Source organism: Janibacter sp. GS2 (genome assembly GCF_051200835.1).
Lineage (GTDB): Bacteria > Actinomycetota > Actinomycetes > Actinomycetales > Dermatophilaceae > Janibacter.
The window spans coordinates 3,023,701-3,036,190 of sequence record NZ_CP195161.1; the positions used below are offsets into that span (position 1 = coordinate 3,023,701).

The window sequence follows — 12,490 nt, forward strand, 5'->3', positions numbered from 1 at the left end:
CGCTCCCCCTCACCGCCGAGAGTCGGACACCCGGTCTGCCCTCAAGGCTATGCCTCCACCCGCGTGGGTGAGTGCCGTCACACGCGGATAGTGTGACGGGCATGGAGAACACGTTGGAGAAGATCGGGGTCGTGGGATGCGGCCTCATGGGTGCCGGCATCGCCGAGGTCTGCGCACGCGCCGGGTCGGACGTCGTCGTCGTCGAGTCGAGCCCGGAGCGGGCCGACGCCGGCCACGCCCGCTTGGAGAAGTCGTTGCGTCGCGCGCAGGAGCGCGGTCGCCTCGACAGCGCCGACACGGTCCTGGCGCGGATCCGGGTGGTCACCGAGCTGGGTGATCTGGCCGACCGCGACATGGTCGTCGAGGCCATCGTCGAGGAGGAGAGCGCGAAGGTGGAGCTCTTCAAGCAGCTGGACGAGATCGTCCAGTCCCGCGAGGCGATCCTCGCGTCCAACACGAGCTCCATCCCGATCATGAAGCTCGCCACCGTGACGAAGCGTCCGAACAACGTGCTCGGCGTCCACTTCTTCAACCCGGTCCCGGTGCTCAAGCTCGTCGAGCTCGTCCCCTCCCTCATGACGGACGAGGAGACCACTGAGCGCGCCCGCGCCTACGTCGACGGCACGCTCGGCAAGCACGCGATCACCTGCCAGGACCGGGCCGGTTTCGTCGTCAACAGCCTGCTCATCCCCTTCATCCTCAGCGCGATCCGCATGTACGAGTCCGGCTTCGCCACGGCCGAGGACATCGACCAGGGGTTCGTCCTCGGAGCGGCCCACCCCCAGGGTCCGCTGGCCCTCGCCGACCTCATCGGCCTCGACACGACGATGGCCGTCGCCCAGTCGCTCTACGAGGAGTTCAAGGAGCCGCTCTACGCGCCGCCGCCGCTGCTGGCCCGCATGGTCGACGCGAGCCTGCTCGGCCGCAAGGTCGGCCGCGGCTTCTACACCTACGACCGGTAGGACCTGCCTGGCGCCGACCCGGGTCTTCGCAGCGATCCTCGCCATCACCGAATCCCGATCGACCATCGGGACGGCTCCTTCCCGTCATCGTCGATCGACGGTGAGAGCTGTGATGCCAGCAAGCGGCACGATGCCATCGGCCTGTGCTGCCAGCGACTCGTCACCGTGACAAGGACATCCGCCTGGAGCTTGGTGACGACGAGGCACTCCGCAGCATAGATCGTGTCCCAGCCGTGCTCACGCGCAATCTTCCAAGCTGTACGGCGCGACACTCGGTCGCCGAGCGCGCAGCCACCCGTACTGTGCGTTGCTCGTCGATGTCGGGGACCCCCAGTTCAACGTGACGCGGAGCTCCGGTGCGCGGGGTGCTCATGCTGCGCCCGTTTCGCCTCGTTCGATGAGTTTGCTCTTCTCGAAGCGTGCGCCGGCGCGGACGAGGGGGGACGAGTTGGGGTGCGTTGACCTTCCGCCACGGGCCTGTGCGGACTCGATGAGCTTGAACGCCATCGCCACGCCCGCGGCCCGGGAGCCGGGTCCCCTGGTCACGCGTTGCCGGAGCCGGACGGTCGCGAACGCCCTCGCCACTGCGAACACCGACCGTGCCCGTGCTGCCGGCTTGGTGACTCGCCCTCTCGACGACACCCTGCTGGACACGCTCGCCTACGAGAACCAAAGGGCCGAGCCCAGGCAGGCGGGCTGACTGATGAAGAGGAGCGTCGAGTGCAAACCTCACTCGATCAACACAGCAGCTGACTTGGTGTATCGGCCGCAGCTGAACCGGCCATGCACAACCAGACTGAAGCGATCGGCCGCACGTCGATCCCGCTGCGGAAAGGCCAGGTCGCTACAGCTGTAGGTGGAGGCGCAGCGCCTCGTCGAGTTGCACCATGACGGCCACGGGGGCCCTCCCGAGGACCGCGCCGAGCCGCTCGACCGCAATCGAACGGACCTGCTCGGCCTGGGCCTTGAAGTCCTGCCGCAGGCCGGTCGCGGCTGCGGGTAGCAGTGCCTGAAAGGGGAAGATTCGGTCGGTGTTGCGGGTCACCGGCACGACGGTGACCACTCCGCGGCCGAGCTGCGCCGCGACGGAAATTCGCTCGGTCGTTGCTGACGATCACCGCCGGATGTCGCTTGTTGGCCTCGCTTCCGCGCCTCGGGTCCAGGTCGACGAGCCGGATCTCACCGCGCAGCATCGGCGATCCCATCGGCCGCGGTCACGCTCCACGCCGCTCGGTCGCCTGCTGCTTCCCACTCCTGCCATGCAGCTTCGTAGTCCTGCCCCAGGTCGGGCAGCCGCAGCATGCGCACGGCATGGCGCAACGCGGCCGACCTCGAGGGCAGGCCGGCGTTGCGGGCGAACTCGTCGAGGATGGCCACATCCTCATCAGGCAGACTGATACTGAGTTTCATGCTGCAGTACTACTGTGGTGTGCATGCCGGAGCACTGCCGTGATCGCACGTGGCTCGTCGCCGCAACGGGATCCTCATAGGGAGTGCGCGGCGGTGTTGCGCACAGACCTTCGGGCATCTGTACGGCCGGCTTCGGGGGCGGCCGTTGGGCATTCGTTCCCATCGACCGGCACGCGTTCAGCTCCTAGATCGCTTCTTGTGTCAGCGGATGCCCGAGCAGGGCATCCGCTGACCGACCGTGCGCCCCCGCGTGAGCGCACGGCTTACGGGGGCAGGGCTTCGCAGGGGGAGCCTTGCCCTCGTGGTGTCGCGGGCGCCAAAGGTGTGGATAGGTGGTTTCATCCGCGTGCTCGACCACAGGAGAAAGTCGCGGGAAGGGTCCTCTAGGTTGCATCGCTAACTAGTGGCACATAGAGTTTAGTCATGCAGTCGGAAGATCTGCCCACGGAGTGGCTGCGAGCCGTTCTCCCCCTTGCCGTCTTGGCCACGGTGGCCGAGGGCGAGACCTATGGGTACCTGATCGCGCAGCAGCTGAAGTCCGCGGGTCTGGGCACGATCAAAGGCGGCACGTTGTATCCGGTCTTGAACCGCTTGGAGCGTGATGGCTTGGTGGAGTCGTCGTGGCGGGAGGGCATTCAGGGGCCGGGACGGAAGTTCTTCACGATCACCGAGCTGGGTCGAGAGCATCTGGTCCAGCGAACTGAGGCCTGGCGCAGTTTCACTGGCTGGGTCGCTGGGCTGTTGCCCGAGACGAGGAGGGTGTCATGAACACTGACCCTGACAGCGATCGAGCCGTGAGCGAGTACCGGCAGTCGTTGATCGCCATTCTGCGCCTGAAGGAAGTCCCTGGAGAGCGGATCGGGCAGATCGTGGCCGAGGTGGAAAGCCACGTCGCCGAGACCGGCGAGGACCCGGTCGAGGCCTTTGGTCCACCGCGGGCGTACGCCGCGCAGCTATCGGATGAGCAGCGGCCCTCGCCGTGGTGGCACACTGCCGTGACTGCCCTGGCCGCCGGCGTCGCCGGCTGGCTGATCGCCCAGGGCGCCCTTGGACTCCTGCTGGGCGAGCACCAACTCGGTCAGTCCGGTCTGTTGTGGCTGGCAATCGGTGTGCTCATCGCGATCCCGGTCGCGATCAACGTGCATCGCGGGTCGACTCCCGTACGCGATCCCCGCACCGGCGTCGACATGGTGCCGATGCCGCGCTGGGTCTGGGCGGCACTGGCCGGTCTTCCGATCGGCATGATCCTGATCACCTGGGGGCTGATCGAGATCTTCGGATAGGTCCCCAGCCTGATCACCGTTGGCCCATCGCTGACCGGTGAGGGTCCAGCAGCGTTGCATGGAGATGGGAGGCTCAGTTCATGAACGTTCTCTTTGTCGCTGGATTTGCCGTCATCAGCAGTACACCGGGTCACGACGTTCGCCTCTTCGTCGACACTTTGGGCCTTCCTCTTCGGCCGCCGACCAGTGTCCCGACCGCCGAGTACCGTTACTCCGAGCGCATCGATGGCACCAAGCATTTCGGGGTGTGGCCCCTGTCGGAGGCCGCGTACGCCTGCTTCGGCACCGAGCAGTGGCCGGCCACGCATCCGATTCCGCAGGCCACGATCGAGTTCGAGGTGGACGATGTCGAGTCCGCCGCGGCGGAACTTCACGAACACGGCTATGGCCTGGTCCACGAAGTCCGTACCGAGCCGTGGGGTCAGGTCATCGCACGCTTTCAGTCGGCAGATGGCCTCTTGTTGGGTGCCTGCTCCACACCCCATCTCGCCGACACCTGACCTCTAGCAGCACCTCACCACCTGCACGAGCGCCTTCACACCGGCGCCTGCGTGATGACAGAGTCTGGGATCATGGCGCTGCGGTAGAGCGCGTGCGATCGGAACAGGTTCCACTTGCGGGAACGGCCCTGTCGGCGATGCGACGGTCAAGAGCGGCGCTCAAGCAACGATGCCGTGGACGTACATGTCCTTCCGTTCCTCGCCGACGTGTTCCCAGGAGCGGAGAAGTCCTTCGCGTTGGCAGCCGAAAACCGGGAGACTCTTCCCCTACGCAAGACCCTTGAGGAGCTGACGTGCCATCACGACCCGCTGCACCTGGTTGGTGCCCTCGTAGATCTGGGTGATCTTCGCGTCGCGCATCATCCGCTCGAGCGGGAAGTCGCGGGTGTACCCGGCTCCACCGAGCAGCTGGACGGCGTCGGTGGTCACCTTCATCGCGACATCGGAGGCAAAGGCCTTGGCAGCGGCGCCGAAGAAGGGCAGGTCGTCGTCGTGGCGCTCGGACTTGGATGCGGCGACGTAGACCATCTGACGCGCGGCCTCGAGCTCCATGGCCATGTCGGCCAGCATGAACTGGATGCCCTGGAACTCGGCGATGTTCTTGCCGAACTGCTTGCGCTCCTTGACGTAGGCCAGCGCCTCGTCGAGGGCACCCTGGGCGATGCCGACGGCCTGGGCGCCGATCGTCACCCGCGTGTGGTCGAGCGTGCGCAGGGCGATCTTCAGCCCCTCGCCCTCGGCGCCGATGATCCGGTCGCCGGGGATGCGGCAGTTGTCGAAGTGCAGCTCACGGGTGGGCGAGCCCTTGATCCCGAGCTTGCGCTCCTTCTCGGAGAAGCCGAAGCCCTCGTCCGACTTCTCCACGACGAAGGCGGAGATGTTGTTGCCCCGCGCACCGTCGGGGTCGCTCACGGCAAGGACCGTGTACAGCTCGGACTCACCGGCATTGGTGATCCACGCCTTCTGCCCGTTGAGGATCCAGCCGTCGCCGTCCTTGGTGGCCTTGCACTTCATACCGGCGGTGTCCGAGCCGGCCTCACGCTCGGACAGACCGTAGGAGAAGCCCTCCCCCTTCGCCAGGCGCGGCATGTACCTGGCGTTGAGCTCGTCCGACCCGCCGAGGATGACCGGCATCGAGCCGAGCTTGTTCACCGCCGGGATGAGTGAGGAGGAGGCACAGACACGGGCGACCTCCTCGATGATGATGCAGACCGCGAGCGCGTCCGCGCCGACGCCGCCGTGCTCCTCCGCGACGTGCGAGGCGTGGAAGTCGGCAGCGATGAGCGCCTGGTTGGCCTCGCTGGGGAAGCGGGACTCCTCGTCGACCTCCGCGGCGAAGGGGGCGATCTTGTCCTCGGCGACGGCCCTCACCGCCTCGCGGATGGCCTCGTGGTCCTCGGAGGTGCGGAACAGGTCGAAGTCGGTGTTGGCGCTCACGTTCCCTGATGCTACCTGCGCCCGCGCAGGCTCAGGAGTCGGTGCCGAAGAGGTCACGGGTGTAGATCTTCTCCGCGACGTCCTCGAGGTCCGCCGTGCGGCGGTTGGCGATGATCACGTCGGCCGCCTGCTTGAACTCGTCCAGGTCACGCATGACCGTCGAGCCGAAGAACTCGTCCTCGGTGAGCTCCGGCTCGAAGATGACCACCTCGACACCCTTGCCCTTGAGCCGCTTCATGATCCCCTGGATCGACGAGGCGCGGAAGTTGTCCGAGCCGGACTTCATGATCAGCCGATGCACGCCCACGATCTTGGGGTGGCGGGCGAGGATGTCCTCGGCGACGAAGTCCTTGCGGGTGCGGTTGGAGTCGACGATGGCCTGCATGAGGTTCTGCGGCACCTCCTGGTAGTTGGCCAGGAGCTGCTTGGTGTCCTTCGGCAGGCAGTATCCGCCGTAGCCGAAGGACGGGTTGTTGTAGTGCGTGCCGATCCGCGGGTCGTGCCCGACGCCGTTGATGATCTGACGGGTGTTCAGCCCATGGGTCGCGGCGAAGGTGTCCAGCTCGTTGAAGTAGGCGACACGCATCGCCAGGTAGGTGTTGGCGAAGAGCTTGATCGCCTCGGCCTCCGTGGCATCGGTGAGCAGGACGGGGACGTCGGTGTCCAGGGCCCCTCCGGTGAGCAGGTCGGCGAAGCGCTGGGCACGGTCGCTGACCTCGCCGACGACGATCCGGCTCGGGTGCAGGTTGTCCTGCAGTGCCTTGCCCTCACGTAGGAACTCCGGGCTGAAGATCAGGTTGTCCGTCCCGAGCTTCTCGCGGAGCGCGGCCGTGAACCCGACGGGGATGGTCGACTTGACGACCATGGTCGCGTCAGGGCTGATGGCCATGACGTCCGAGACGACGCCCTCGACCGTGCTCGTGTTGAAGTAGTTCGTGTCCGGGTCGTAGTCCGTCGGCGTGGCGATGACGACGAAATCCGCTCCCCGGTAGGCCTGCTCCTTGTCCAGGGTGAAGGTCAGGTCGAGCTCCCGGTGGGCGAGGAAGTCGATGATCTCCTCGTCCTGGATCGGGCTGCGGCCCTCGCCCAGCATCTCGATCCGTCGGGAGTCGATGTCGAACCCGACGACCTCGTTGTGCTGGGCGAGCAGGACGGCCATGGACAGGCCGACGTAGCCGGTCCCGACGACCGCGATCTTCGTAGTCACGTGGTTCCTCACTGCGCTGGGGGTCTGGGGATCATTCCCCGCGGCATTATGTCCCACGAGCCCGCAGATTCCGTGACCAGCCATGGCGTGGGCCATTGCTTCCCGGCCGCAGTGAGCGTTGGATGGGTCATATGAGCCTCACGCACAGGAATGACACCGAGACGATGCGGCGCCTCATCGCCGACCCGGGCACCTGGGTCGTCGTGGGACTGAGTACGAACGACGACCGGGACGCCCTGCGCGTCGCGCAGTGGCTCAAGAAGGAGATGCACAAGGCGATCATCCCCGTGCATCCCTCTGCGGAGACCGTGGACGGGGACACCGGCTACGCCTCCTTGGCCGACATCCCGGACGGTGACATCAAGGTGGTGGACTGCTTCGTCAACTCGGAGCACGTCGGGGCGATCGTCGACGAGGCCATCGCCCACAAGGACCGGCTGCAGATCGATGCCATCTGGATGCAGCTCGGTGTCGAGGACCCGGCGGCAGCCGACCGGGCCCGCGAGGCAGGCCTGCTCGTCGTCATGGACACCTGCCCGAAGATCGAGTGGCGCCACCTGCGCAACGAGGGCGCGATCCGCTGATCTACCCGGCGGACCGACGCTGGCGCAGCCGCTCCCCCTTCGCCTGCGCCTGAGCCGAGAGATCCGCAGCGAAGTCGGCAAGGGCCCGACGCAACCGCGCGGCCTCCTCCCCGTCACCGGCGCCGAGGATGCGCGCGGCCATGAGACCGGCATTGCGGGCTCCCCCGACGGCCATCGTCGCGACCGGGATACCGGCCGGCATCTGGACGATCGACAGCAGTGAGTCCATCCCGTCGAGGTGCTTCAGCGGCACCGGGACACCGATGACCGGCAGCGTGGTCACCGACGCGAGCATCCCCGGGAGGTGCGCCGCTCCGCCCGCTCCGGCGATGATCACCCGCAGCCCGCGCCCCTCGGCCTCGCGGCCGTACGCGATCATCTCGGTCGGCATCCGGTGCGCCGAGACCACATCGACCTCGAGGGTCACCCCGAGCTCGTCGAGCACCTCCGCGGCGGCCTCCATCGTCGGCCAGTCGCTGTCGCTGCCCATGACGAGTCCGACGCGGATCCCCTCGCCCTCATCGCTGTCACTCGTGCCCATCACTGCGAGATCGCTCCCTCGATGTAGTCGGCCGCATGGCGAGCGCGCTCACGCAGGTCGGTCAGGTCCTCGCCGCTGACGTTGACGTGACCGATCTTGCGCCCGGGGCGCACCCCCTTGCCGTAGAGGTGCACCTTCAGCTCCGGGTCGCGGGCCATGACGTGCCGGTAGGTCGGATAGAGGTCGGGGTGCTCCCCGCCGAGGACATTTCCCATGACCGTCCACGGTGCGCGCGGCCGGGGGGAACCGAGCGGCAGGTCGAGGACCGCGCGCAGGTGCTGCTCGAACTGCCCGGTCACCGACCCGTCCATGCTCCAGTGACCCGAGTTGTGCGGGCGCATCGCCAGCTCGTTGACGAGGACCGAGCCGTCCTCGAGCTCGAAGAGCTCGACGGCCATGACCCCGGTGACCTCGAGCGCGGCGGCGATGTCCAGGCCGATCGCGGTGGCCCTGCGGGCGGCGTCCTCGCCGAGACCGGGAGCCGGGGCGATGACCTCGGTGCAGATGCCCTCGGTCTGGACCGTCTCGACCACGGGCCACGCGGCGGCCTGCCCGGAGGGGCTGCGGGCGAGGAGGACGGCGAGCTCGCGGACGAAGGGGACGGACTCCTCCAGCAGCAGCGGTTCGCCCCGGTCCGCGGCGGTGGCGAGCCACGACTCGAGGTCCTCGGCGCGCTCGGCGACGAGGACCCCCTTCCCGTCGTACCCACCCCGAGGGGTCTTGGCGACCACCGGCCAGCCGACCTGCGAGGCGAAGGCCGCGACCTCGGCTGCGGTCGTCGCCGACGTCCACCGCGGGCACGGGACGCCGGCGGCGGTGAGCGCCTCGCGCATCACGAGCTTGTCCTGGGCGTGCAGCAGGGCGACGGGTCCGGGCCGCACGGCCACGCCGTCCGCGACGAGCGCCTCGAGCACCTCGGCCGGCACGTGCTCGTGGTCGAAGGTGACCACGTCACACTCCCGCGCGAAGGCCCGCACGGTCTCGACATCGGTGTACTCCCCGACCGGGGACGAGGGCACGACGAGTGCAGCGCTGGCATCCGGCCCCTCGGCGAGCACGGAGAGGGTCACGCCCAGCTCCGCAGCGGGTCCGGCGCACATGCGCGCGAGCTGGCCGCCGCCGATGACGCCGACGACGGGAAAGCCTCCAGGGGCACGATGAGGAATCGACACGATGCGCACCCTATCGACGATGTCCACAATCACCCCTCCCGCGATTACCCTGCGGTAGATGCCGGACTCGACCCAGACGTCGCCCGAGGACGCCGACCGTGCTGTCGACGGCCGGCGTCGTGGGCGCGTCGGGCGCCTCGTCGACACGATCTGGCACGAGATGGCCAAGTTCGGCCTCATCGGCGCGGTCTCCTTCATCATCGACCTCGGTGGGATGAACCTGCTGACCCACACCGTGCTCGAGGGCAAGGTCACCACGGCCCGGGTCCTCAGCGGCGTCGCCGCCACCCTCTTCGCGTGGTTCGGCAACCGCAGCTGGACCTTCCGGCACCGACGCTCGCGTCCGGCCCACCACGAGGTGACGTTGTTCTTCCTCGTCAACGGGCTGGCCCTGGCCATCTCGACCCTCTGCCTCGTGATCTCCCACTACGGTCTCGACCTCACGACCCGGCTGGCGGACAACGTCGCCACGATCATCGGCATCGGGCTGGGCACGCTGTTTCGTTTCTGGGCCTACCGGCGGTTCGTCTTCGCGAACGAGCCCATGGACGTCGACACCTCGCCGCTGCACCCCGACGCCCCCTCCACCACTCCCTGACGGACCAGCCCAAGGGTCAGCGCCGGCCCGGGCCGGAGAGGAAGACCGCGAAGGTCGCCGGCTGGGCCTGCACGAGCTCCAGGCGTCCACCATTGCGCTCGGCCAGCTGGCGGGCGAGCCCCAACCCGAGTCCCGAACCGCTCGAGGTCACCGAGCGCTCGAAGATGTGCGGAGCGATGATGGTGGGGATCCCCTCCCCCTCGTCCTGGACCTCGAGGACCACCGACCCGATCGAGCCACGCATCGAGATCGTCACGCGCCCGTCGCCGTGGGTGAGGGAGTTCTCGATGAGTGTCTGCAGGATCTGTGCCAGGTCGAGCGGAGCGCAGCGCACCGCCAGCCCCGGCGGGCCGTCCACCCGCATGCTGCGGCGAGCCCCGGTGAAGGCCGGTTGGTACTCCCGCTGGAGGGACGCGAGGACCGAGTCGAGAGAGATCTCGGGGACCTCACTGCCGTCATTCGTCCGCGACCGGAGGGTGTCGACGACGCCGCTGAGGCGCTCGACCTGGGTCACGGCGACCTCGGCCTCGTCCCGGATGACGGCGAGGTCGTCGGTCTGCGCGATCTCCTCCAGGCGCATCAGCAGGGCGGTCAGTGGGGTCCGCAGCTGGTGCGAGGCGTCCGCGGCGAAATCGCGGTCCATGGCCCGCTGACGCGCCAGCTCGCCGGCGAGGTGGGCGATCGCCTCCGTGGCGGCGTCGATGTCGCTCACACCGACGGTGGACCGGGGCAGGGCGCCGCCCCCTTCGCGGATGGCCCCGATCTGCTCGGTGAGGAAGGTCTGCCCGCGTGCTCGGCGACGCTCGAGGAGCCGCAGCAGCGCCATCCCGGCGCCGGCACCGGCTCCCACCCCGAGGGCGGGGGCGACGAGGGCCCATGCGAACAGGTCGAGACCGAGCGCCGTCGTGGCGTCGGAGCCCGTCACGAGGATGACCAGCCCGAGGACGAGGGCGGTGACCGCTCCGACGCCGACGGCCGTCCCGATGAGCAGTCGACGCACCTGCGCGCCGTAGGTCACGAGTCGAAGCGGAACCCGACTCCGCGGACGGTCGCGATGTGCCGCGGGTCCGCGACATCATCACCGAGCTTGCGGCGGAGCACGGAGATGTGCATGTCGAGGGCCTTCGTCGAGCCGTACCACTCGGTCTCCCAGACCTCGCCCATCAGCTGCTCGCGGGTGACGACCCGACCGCGTTCGCGCACGAGGACGCTGAGCACGGAGAACTCCTTGGCGGTCAGCGGCAGCTCCTCGCCGTGGAACCACACCCGGCGGCTGTCGAGGTCGATGCGCACCGGGCCACTCGGCTCGAGGGCCTCGTCGGAGCGGCGACGCAGCAGCGCGCGCACGCGGGCCATGAGCTCCGCGAGACGGAAGGGTTTGGTGACGTAGTCGTCGGCGCCCGCGTCGAGCCCGACGACGGTGTCGACCTCGTCGGCGCGGGCCGTGAGGACGAGGACCGGCACGTCGGAGCCGGTGGCCCGCAGACGTCGACAGACCTCGAGCCCGTCGAGTGTCGGCAGGCCGAGGTCGAGGACGAGCAGGTCGGGCGGCGTGCCCAGCGCGGAGTCGAGCGCCTCCCGCCCGTCCGCGTGGATGCTCACGTCGTACCCCTCCCGCACGAGTGCCCGCGCCAAGGGGTCGGAGATGGCGGTGTCGTCCTCGGCCAGCAGCACTCGGGTCATGGTCGGATCATAGGAACTGAGCCTCAGACATGCGCGGTGACATCCGCAGAGCGCCGCACACCGGTGACGCGGACCAGTCGACTGGGGACGACCTCGCCGATGCCTCGCAGCGAGCGCCGACGGGTCGGAACGGTGGCGAATCCGCTGAGTGGCTCCAGGAGCCGGGTCAGTGCGTCGTCGACGTACACGCCGCCGGGGGGCGCGACGGAGGTCAGCCGGCTGGCCCGGTTGACCGTCGTGCCGAAGACGTCACCGAGGCGCCGGACCACCGGCCCGTGGGCCATGCCGATCCGCGCCGCCGGCAGCAGATCGTCCTCGGACATCGCCTCGACCAGGTCGAGCGCGATCGCCGCGCCGGGGGCCACGTCGACGGTCTGGAAGAGCACCTCGTCACCCACGGTCTTGACGACGCGACCGCCGTGGGCGGTGACGATGTCGGTGCACAGGTCCTCGAAGCGCTGCACCATCTGCGCCAGCTCGCGCTCGGTGACCCGACGCACCACGGAGGTGAAGTTCACCAGGTCGGCGAAGCCGATGATGCTCGTGCTGCCCGCCTCGTCCTCGAGGCTGAGCATCCGCTGGATCGTTGCCGTCAGCTGACGCCGCCACACGTAGACCAGCAGCGGCTCGACCTCGTCGGTGAGCGAGGACAACCAGGCCGCGGCCGCCTCCGAGTCCCCGACGGCCTCCTCCACCGTGGGTTCGTCGTCGCCGTGTCGCTGTCGGGAGATCTCCTCCACGACGAGCTGGGCCTGCCAGGCCGCGAGCCGGTCCATGGTCCGCGCGAAGGCCCGGGTCATCGCCAGGGCGAACTCCTCGGGCACCTCGTCCTCACGCACCAGCCGGGCCACCCCGGCGAGCGCCTCGAGGTCCGCCTCGGTGAACATCGCATCGCCCTCGTGCACCACCGGGAAGCCCAGGGCGTGCCAGAACTTGCGTGCGGAGCGGACCGAGACCCCGGCGCCGCGGGAGACCTCCCGTCGACCCATCGAGGCGGGCCGCCCCAGGAGCGCGCGCTCGAAGACCTCCGGGCTGCCGTCCTCCGGCACCTCCGGCTCCCGGGGGGCGGGGTGCCCAGGGGCTGCGGAACCGGGCATGGCACCTCCTGGGTCG

The 12,490-nt window shown here is 68.7% G+C and carries 15 protein-coding genes and 2 pseudogenes; 6 read left to right on the plus strand and 11 right to left on the minus strand.

Features of this window, described 5'->3' with window-relative positions; genetic code table 11:
• Positions 1 to 101 precede the first annotated feature (101 nt).
• On the plus strand, positions 102 to 962 hold the full coding sequence (locus ACR9E9_RS14640) for a 3-hydroxybutyryl-CoA dehydrogenase (RefSeq protein WP_435199720.1): 861 nt from the start codon (positions 102 to 104) through the stop codon (positions 960 to 962).
• Between the two features lie 369 nt (positions 963 to 1,331).
• Here ACR9E9_RS14640 and ACR9E9_RS14645 read toward each other — a convergent pair.
• From ACR9E9_RS14645 to ACR9E9_RS14660, 4 genes and pseudogenes are all read right to left on the minus strand, one after another.
• Positions 1,332 to 1,538, minus strand: a pseudogene (locus ACR9E9_RS14645) (IS256 family transposase); the annotation flags it as partial.
• A 268-nt stretch (positions 1,539 to 1,806) separates the two neighbouring features.
• Positions 1,807 to 2,007 (minus strand): type II toxin-antitoxin system PemK/MazF family toxin, encoded by a 201-nt coding sequence (locus tag ACR9E9_RS14650; RefSeq protein WP_435199722.1) that lies wholly within the window; start codon positions 2,005 to 2,007, stop codon positions 1,807 to 1,809.
• Positions 2,008 to 2,098: 91 nt separating this feature from the next.
• A pseudogene (locus ACR9E9_RS14655) lies at positions 2,099 to 2,167 on the minus strand (hypothetical protein); the annotation flags it as partial.
• A complete protein-coding gene (locus tag ACR9E9_RS14660; RefSeq protein ID WP_435199724.1) occupies positions 2,142 to 2,372 on the minus strand; it encodes a ribbon-helix-helix domain-containing protein in 231 nt (76 codons plus the stop codon). The pseudogene ACR9E9_RS14655 and the gene ACR9E9_RS14660, both read right to left, overlap by 26 nt.
• A gap of 423 nt (positions 2,373 to 2,795) precedes the next feature.
• Between ACR9E9_RS14660 and ACR9E9_RS14665 the strand changes: the two genes are divergently transcribed.
• From ACR9E9_RS14665 to ACR9E9_RS14675, 3 genes are all read left to right on the plus strand, one after another.
• Complete coding sequence (locus ACR9E9_RS14665; protein WP_435199726.1) at positions 2,796 to 3,140, plus strand: PadR family transcriptional regulator; 345 nt, start codon at positions 2,796 to 2,798, stop codon at positions 3,138 to 3,140.
• Positions 3,137 to 3,655, plus strand: a complete 519-nt coding sequence (locus tag ACR9E9_RS14670; RefSeq protein WP_435199728.1) for an HAAS signaling domain-containing protein — start codon at positions 3,137 to 3,139, stop codon at positions 3,653 to 3,655. The genes ACR9E9_RS14665 and ACR9E9_RS14670 overlap by 4 nt, the downstream gene beginning before the upstream one ends.
• An 80-nt stretch (positions 3,656 to 3,735) precedes the next feature.
• Entirely contained in the window at positions 3,736 to 4,155 is a 420-nt protein-coding gene (locus ACR9E9_RS14675; RefSeq protein WP_435199730.1) for a VOC family protein, read from the plus strand.
• A gap of 267 nt (positions 4,156 to 4,422) precedes the next feature.
• Here the strand turns inward: ACR9E9_RS14675 and ACR9E9_RS14680 are convergent, their stop codons facing one another.
• Together ACR9E9_RS14680 and ACR9E9_RS14685 are read right to left on the minus strand one after the other, a co-directional pair.
• Positions 4,423 to 5,592: an acyl-CoA dehydrogenase family protein gene (locus tag ACR9E9_RS14680; protein WP_435199732.1), complete on the minus strand. Its 1,170-nt coding sequence runs from the start codon at positions 5,590 to 5,592 to the stop codon at positions 4,423 to 4,425.
• A 31-nt stretch (positions 5,593 to 5,623) separates the two neighbouring features.
• Complete coding sequence (locus tag ACR9E9_RS14685; protein WP_435199734.1) at positions 5,624 to 6,799, minus strand: nucleotide sugar dehydrogenase; 1,176 nt, start codon at positions 6,797 to 6,799, stop codon at positions 5,624 to 5,626.
• Positions 6,800 to 6,921: 122 nt separating this feature from the next.
• On the opposite strand from ACR9E9_RS14685, the gene ACR9E9_RS14690 reads away from it, so the two are divergent.
• Positions 6,922 to 7,383 (plus strand): CoA-binding protein, encoded by a 462-nt coding sequence (locus ACR9E9_RS14690; protein ID WP_435199736.1) that lies wholly within the window; start codon positions 6,922 to 6,924, stop codon positions 7,381 to 7,383.
• Between the two features lies 1 nt (position 7,384).
• Here the strand turns inward: ACR9E9_RS14690 and purE are convergent, their stop codons facing one another.
• Together purE and ACR9E9_RS14700 are read right to left on the minus strand one after the other, a co-directional pair.
• Positions 7,385 to 7,924, minus strand: a complete 540-nt coding sequence (purE, locus tag ACR9E9_RS14695; protein ID WP_435199738.1) for a 5-(carboxyamino)imidazole ribonucleotide mutase — start codon at positions 7,922 to 7,924, stop codon at positions 7,385 to 7,387.
• On the minus strand, positions 7,924 to 9,096 hold the full coding sequence (locus ACR9E9_RS14700; RefSeq protein WP_435199740.1) for a 5-(carboxyamino)imidazole ribonucleotide synthase: 1,173 nt from the start codon (positions 9,094 to 9,096) through the stop codon (positions 7,924 to 7,926). Before ACR9E9_RS14700 ends, purE begins: the two co-directional genes overlap by 1 nt.
• 58 nt (positions 9,097 to 9,154) lie before the next feature.
• On the opposite strand from ACR9E9_RS14700, the gene ACR9E9_RS14705 reads away from it, so the two are divergent.
• Positions 9,155 to 9,694 carry a GtrA family protein gene (locus tag ACR9E9_RS14705; RefSeq protein ID WP_435199742.1) on the plus strand — a complete coding sequence of 180 codons (540 nt, stop codon included), beginning with the start codon at positions 9,155 to 9,157 and terminating at the stop codon, positions 9,692 to 9,694.
• A 16-nt stretch (positions 9,695 to 9,710) separates the two neighbouring features.
• Here the strand turns inward: ACR9E9_RS14705 and ACR9E9_RS14710 are convergent, their stop codons facing one another.
• From ACR9E9_RS14710 to ACR9E9_RS14720, 3 genes are read right to left on the minus strand one after another with little or no spacing between them, the layout of a single operon-like run.
• Positions 9,711 to 10,712 carry a sensor histidine kinase gene (locus ACR9E9_RS14710; protein ID WP_435199744.1) on the minus strand — a complete coding sequence of 334 codons (1,002 nt, stop codon included), beginning with the start codon at positions 10,710 to 10,712 and terminating at the stop codon, positions 9,711 to 9,713.
• Positions 10,709 to 11,377: a response regulator transcription factor gene (locus tag ACR9E9_RS14715; protein ID WP_435199746.1), complete on the minus strand. Its 669-nt coding sequence runs from the start codon at positions 11,375 to 11,377 to the stop codon at positions 10,709 to 10,711. Before ACR9E9_RS14715 ends, ACR9E9_RS14710 begins: the two co-directional genes overlap by 4 nt.
• A 23-nt stretch (positions 11,378 to 11,400) precedes the next feature.
• Positions 11,401 to 12,474, minus strand: coding sequence for an adenylate/guanylate cyclase domain-containing protein (locus tag ACR9E9_RS14720; RefSeq protein WP_435199748.1), 1,074 nt, complete (start codon positions 12,472 to 12,474; stop codon positions 11,401 to 11,403).
• Positions 12,475 to 12,490 lie beyond the last annotated feature (16 nt).

Bases quoted from the DNA above. Each gene is read 5' to 3' on its own strand.
- ACR9E9_RS14720 (WP_435199748.1), bottom strand. From the start codon at position 12,474: ATGCCCGGTTCCGCAGCCCCTGGGCACCCCGCCCCCCGGGAGCCGGAG.
- purE (WP_435199738.1), bottom strand. From the start codon at position 7,924: ATGGGCACGAGTGACAGCGATGAGGGCGAGGGGATCCGCGTCGGACTC.
- ACR9E9_RS14640 (WP_435199720.1), top strand. From the start codon at position 102: ATGGAGAACACGTTGGAGAAGATCGGGGTCGTGGGATGCGGCCTCATG.
- ACR9E9_RS14715 (WP_435199746.1), bottom strand. From the start codon at position 11,377: ATGACCCGAGTGCTGCTGGCCGAGGACGACACCGCCATCTCCGACCCC.
- ACR9E9_RS14705 (WP_435199742.1), top strand. From the start codon at position 9,155: ATGCCGGACTCGACCCAGACGTCGCCCGAGGACGCCGACCGTGCTGTC.
- ACR9E9_RS14665 (WP_435199726.1), top strand. From the start codon at position 2,796: ATGCAGTCGGAAGATCTGCCCACGGAGTGGCTGCGAGCCGTTCTCCCC.
- ACR9E9_RS14690 (WP_435199736.1), top strand. From the start codon at position 6,922: ATGGGTCATATGAGCCTCACGCACAGGAATGACACCGAGACGATGCGG.
- ACR9E9_RS14670 (WP_435199728.1), top strand. From the start codon at position 3,137: ATGAACACTGACCCTGACAGCGATCGAGCCGTGAGCGAGTACCGGCAG.
- ACR9E9_RS14660 (WP_435199724.1), bottom strand. From the start codon at position 2,372: ATGAAACTCAGTATCAGTCTGCCTGATGAGGATGTGGCCATCCTCGAC.
- ACR9E9_RS14675 (WP_435199730.1), top strand. From the start codon at position 3,736: ATGAACGTTCTCTTTGTCGCTGGATTTGCCGTCATCAGCAGTACACCG.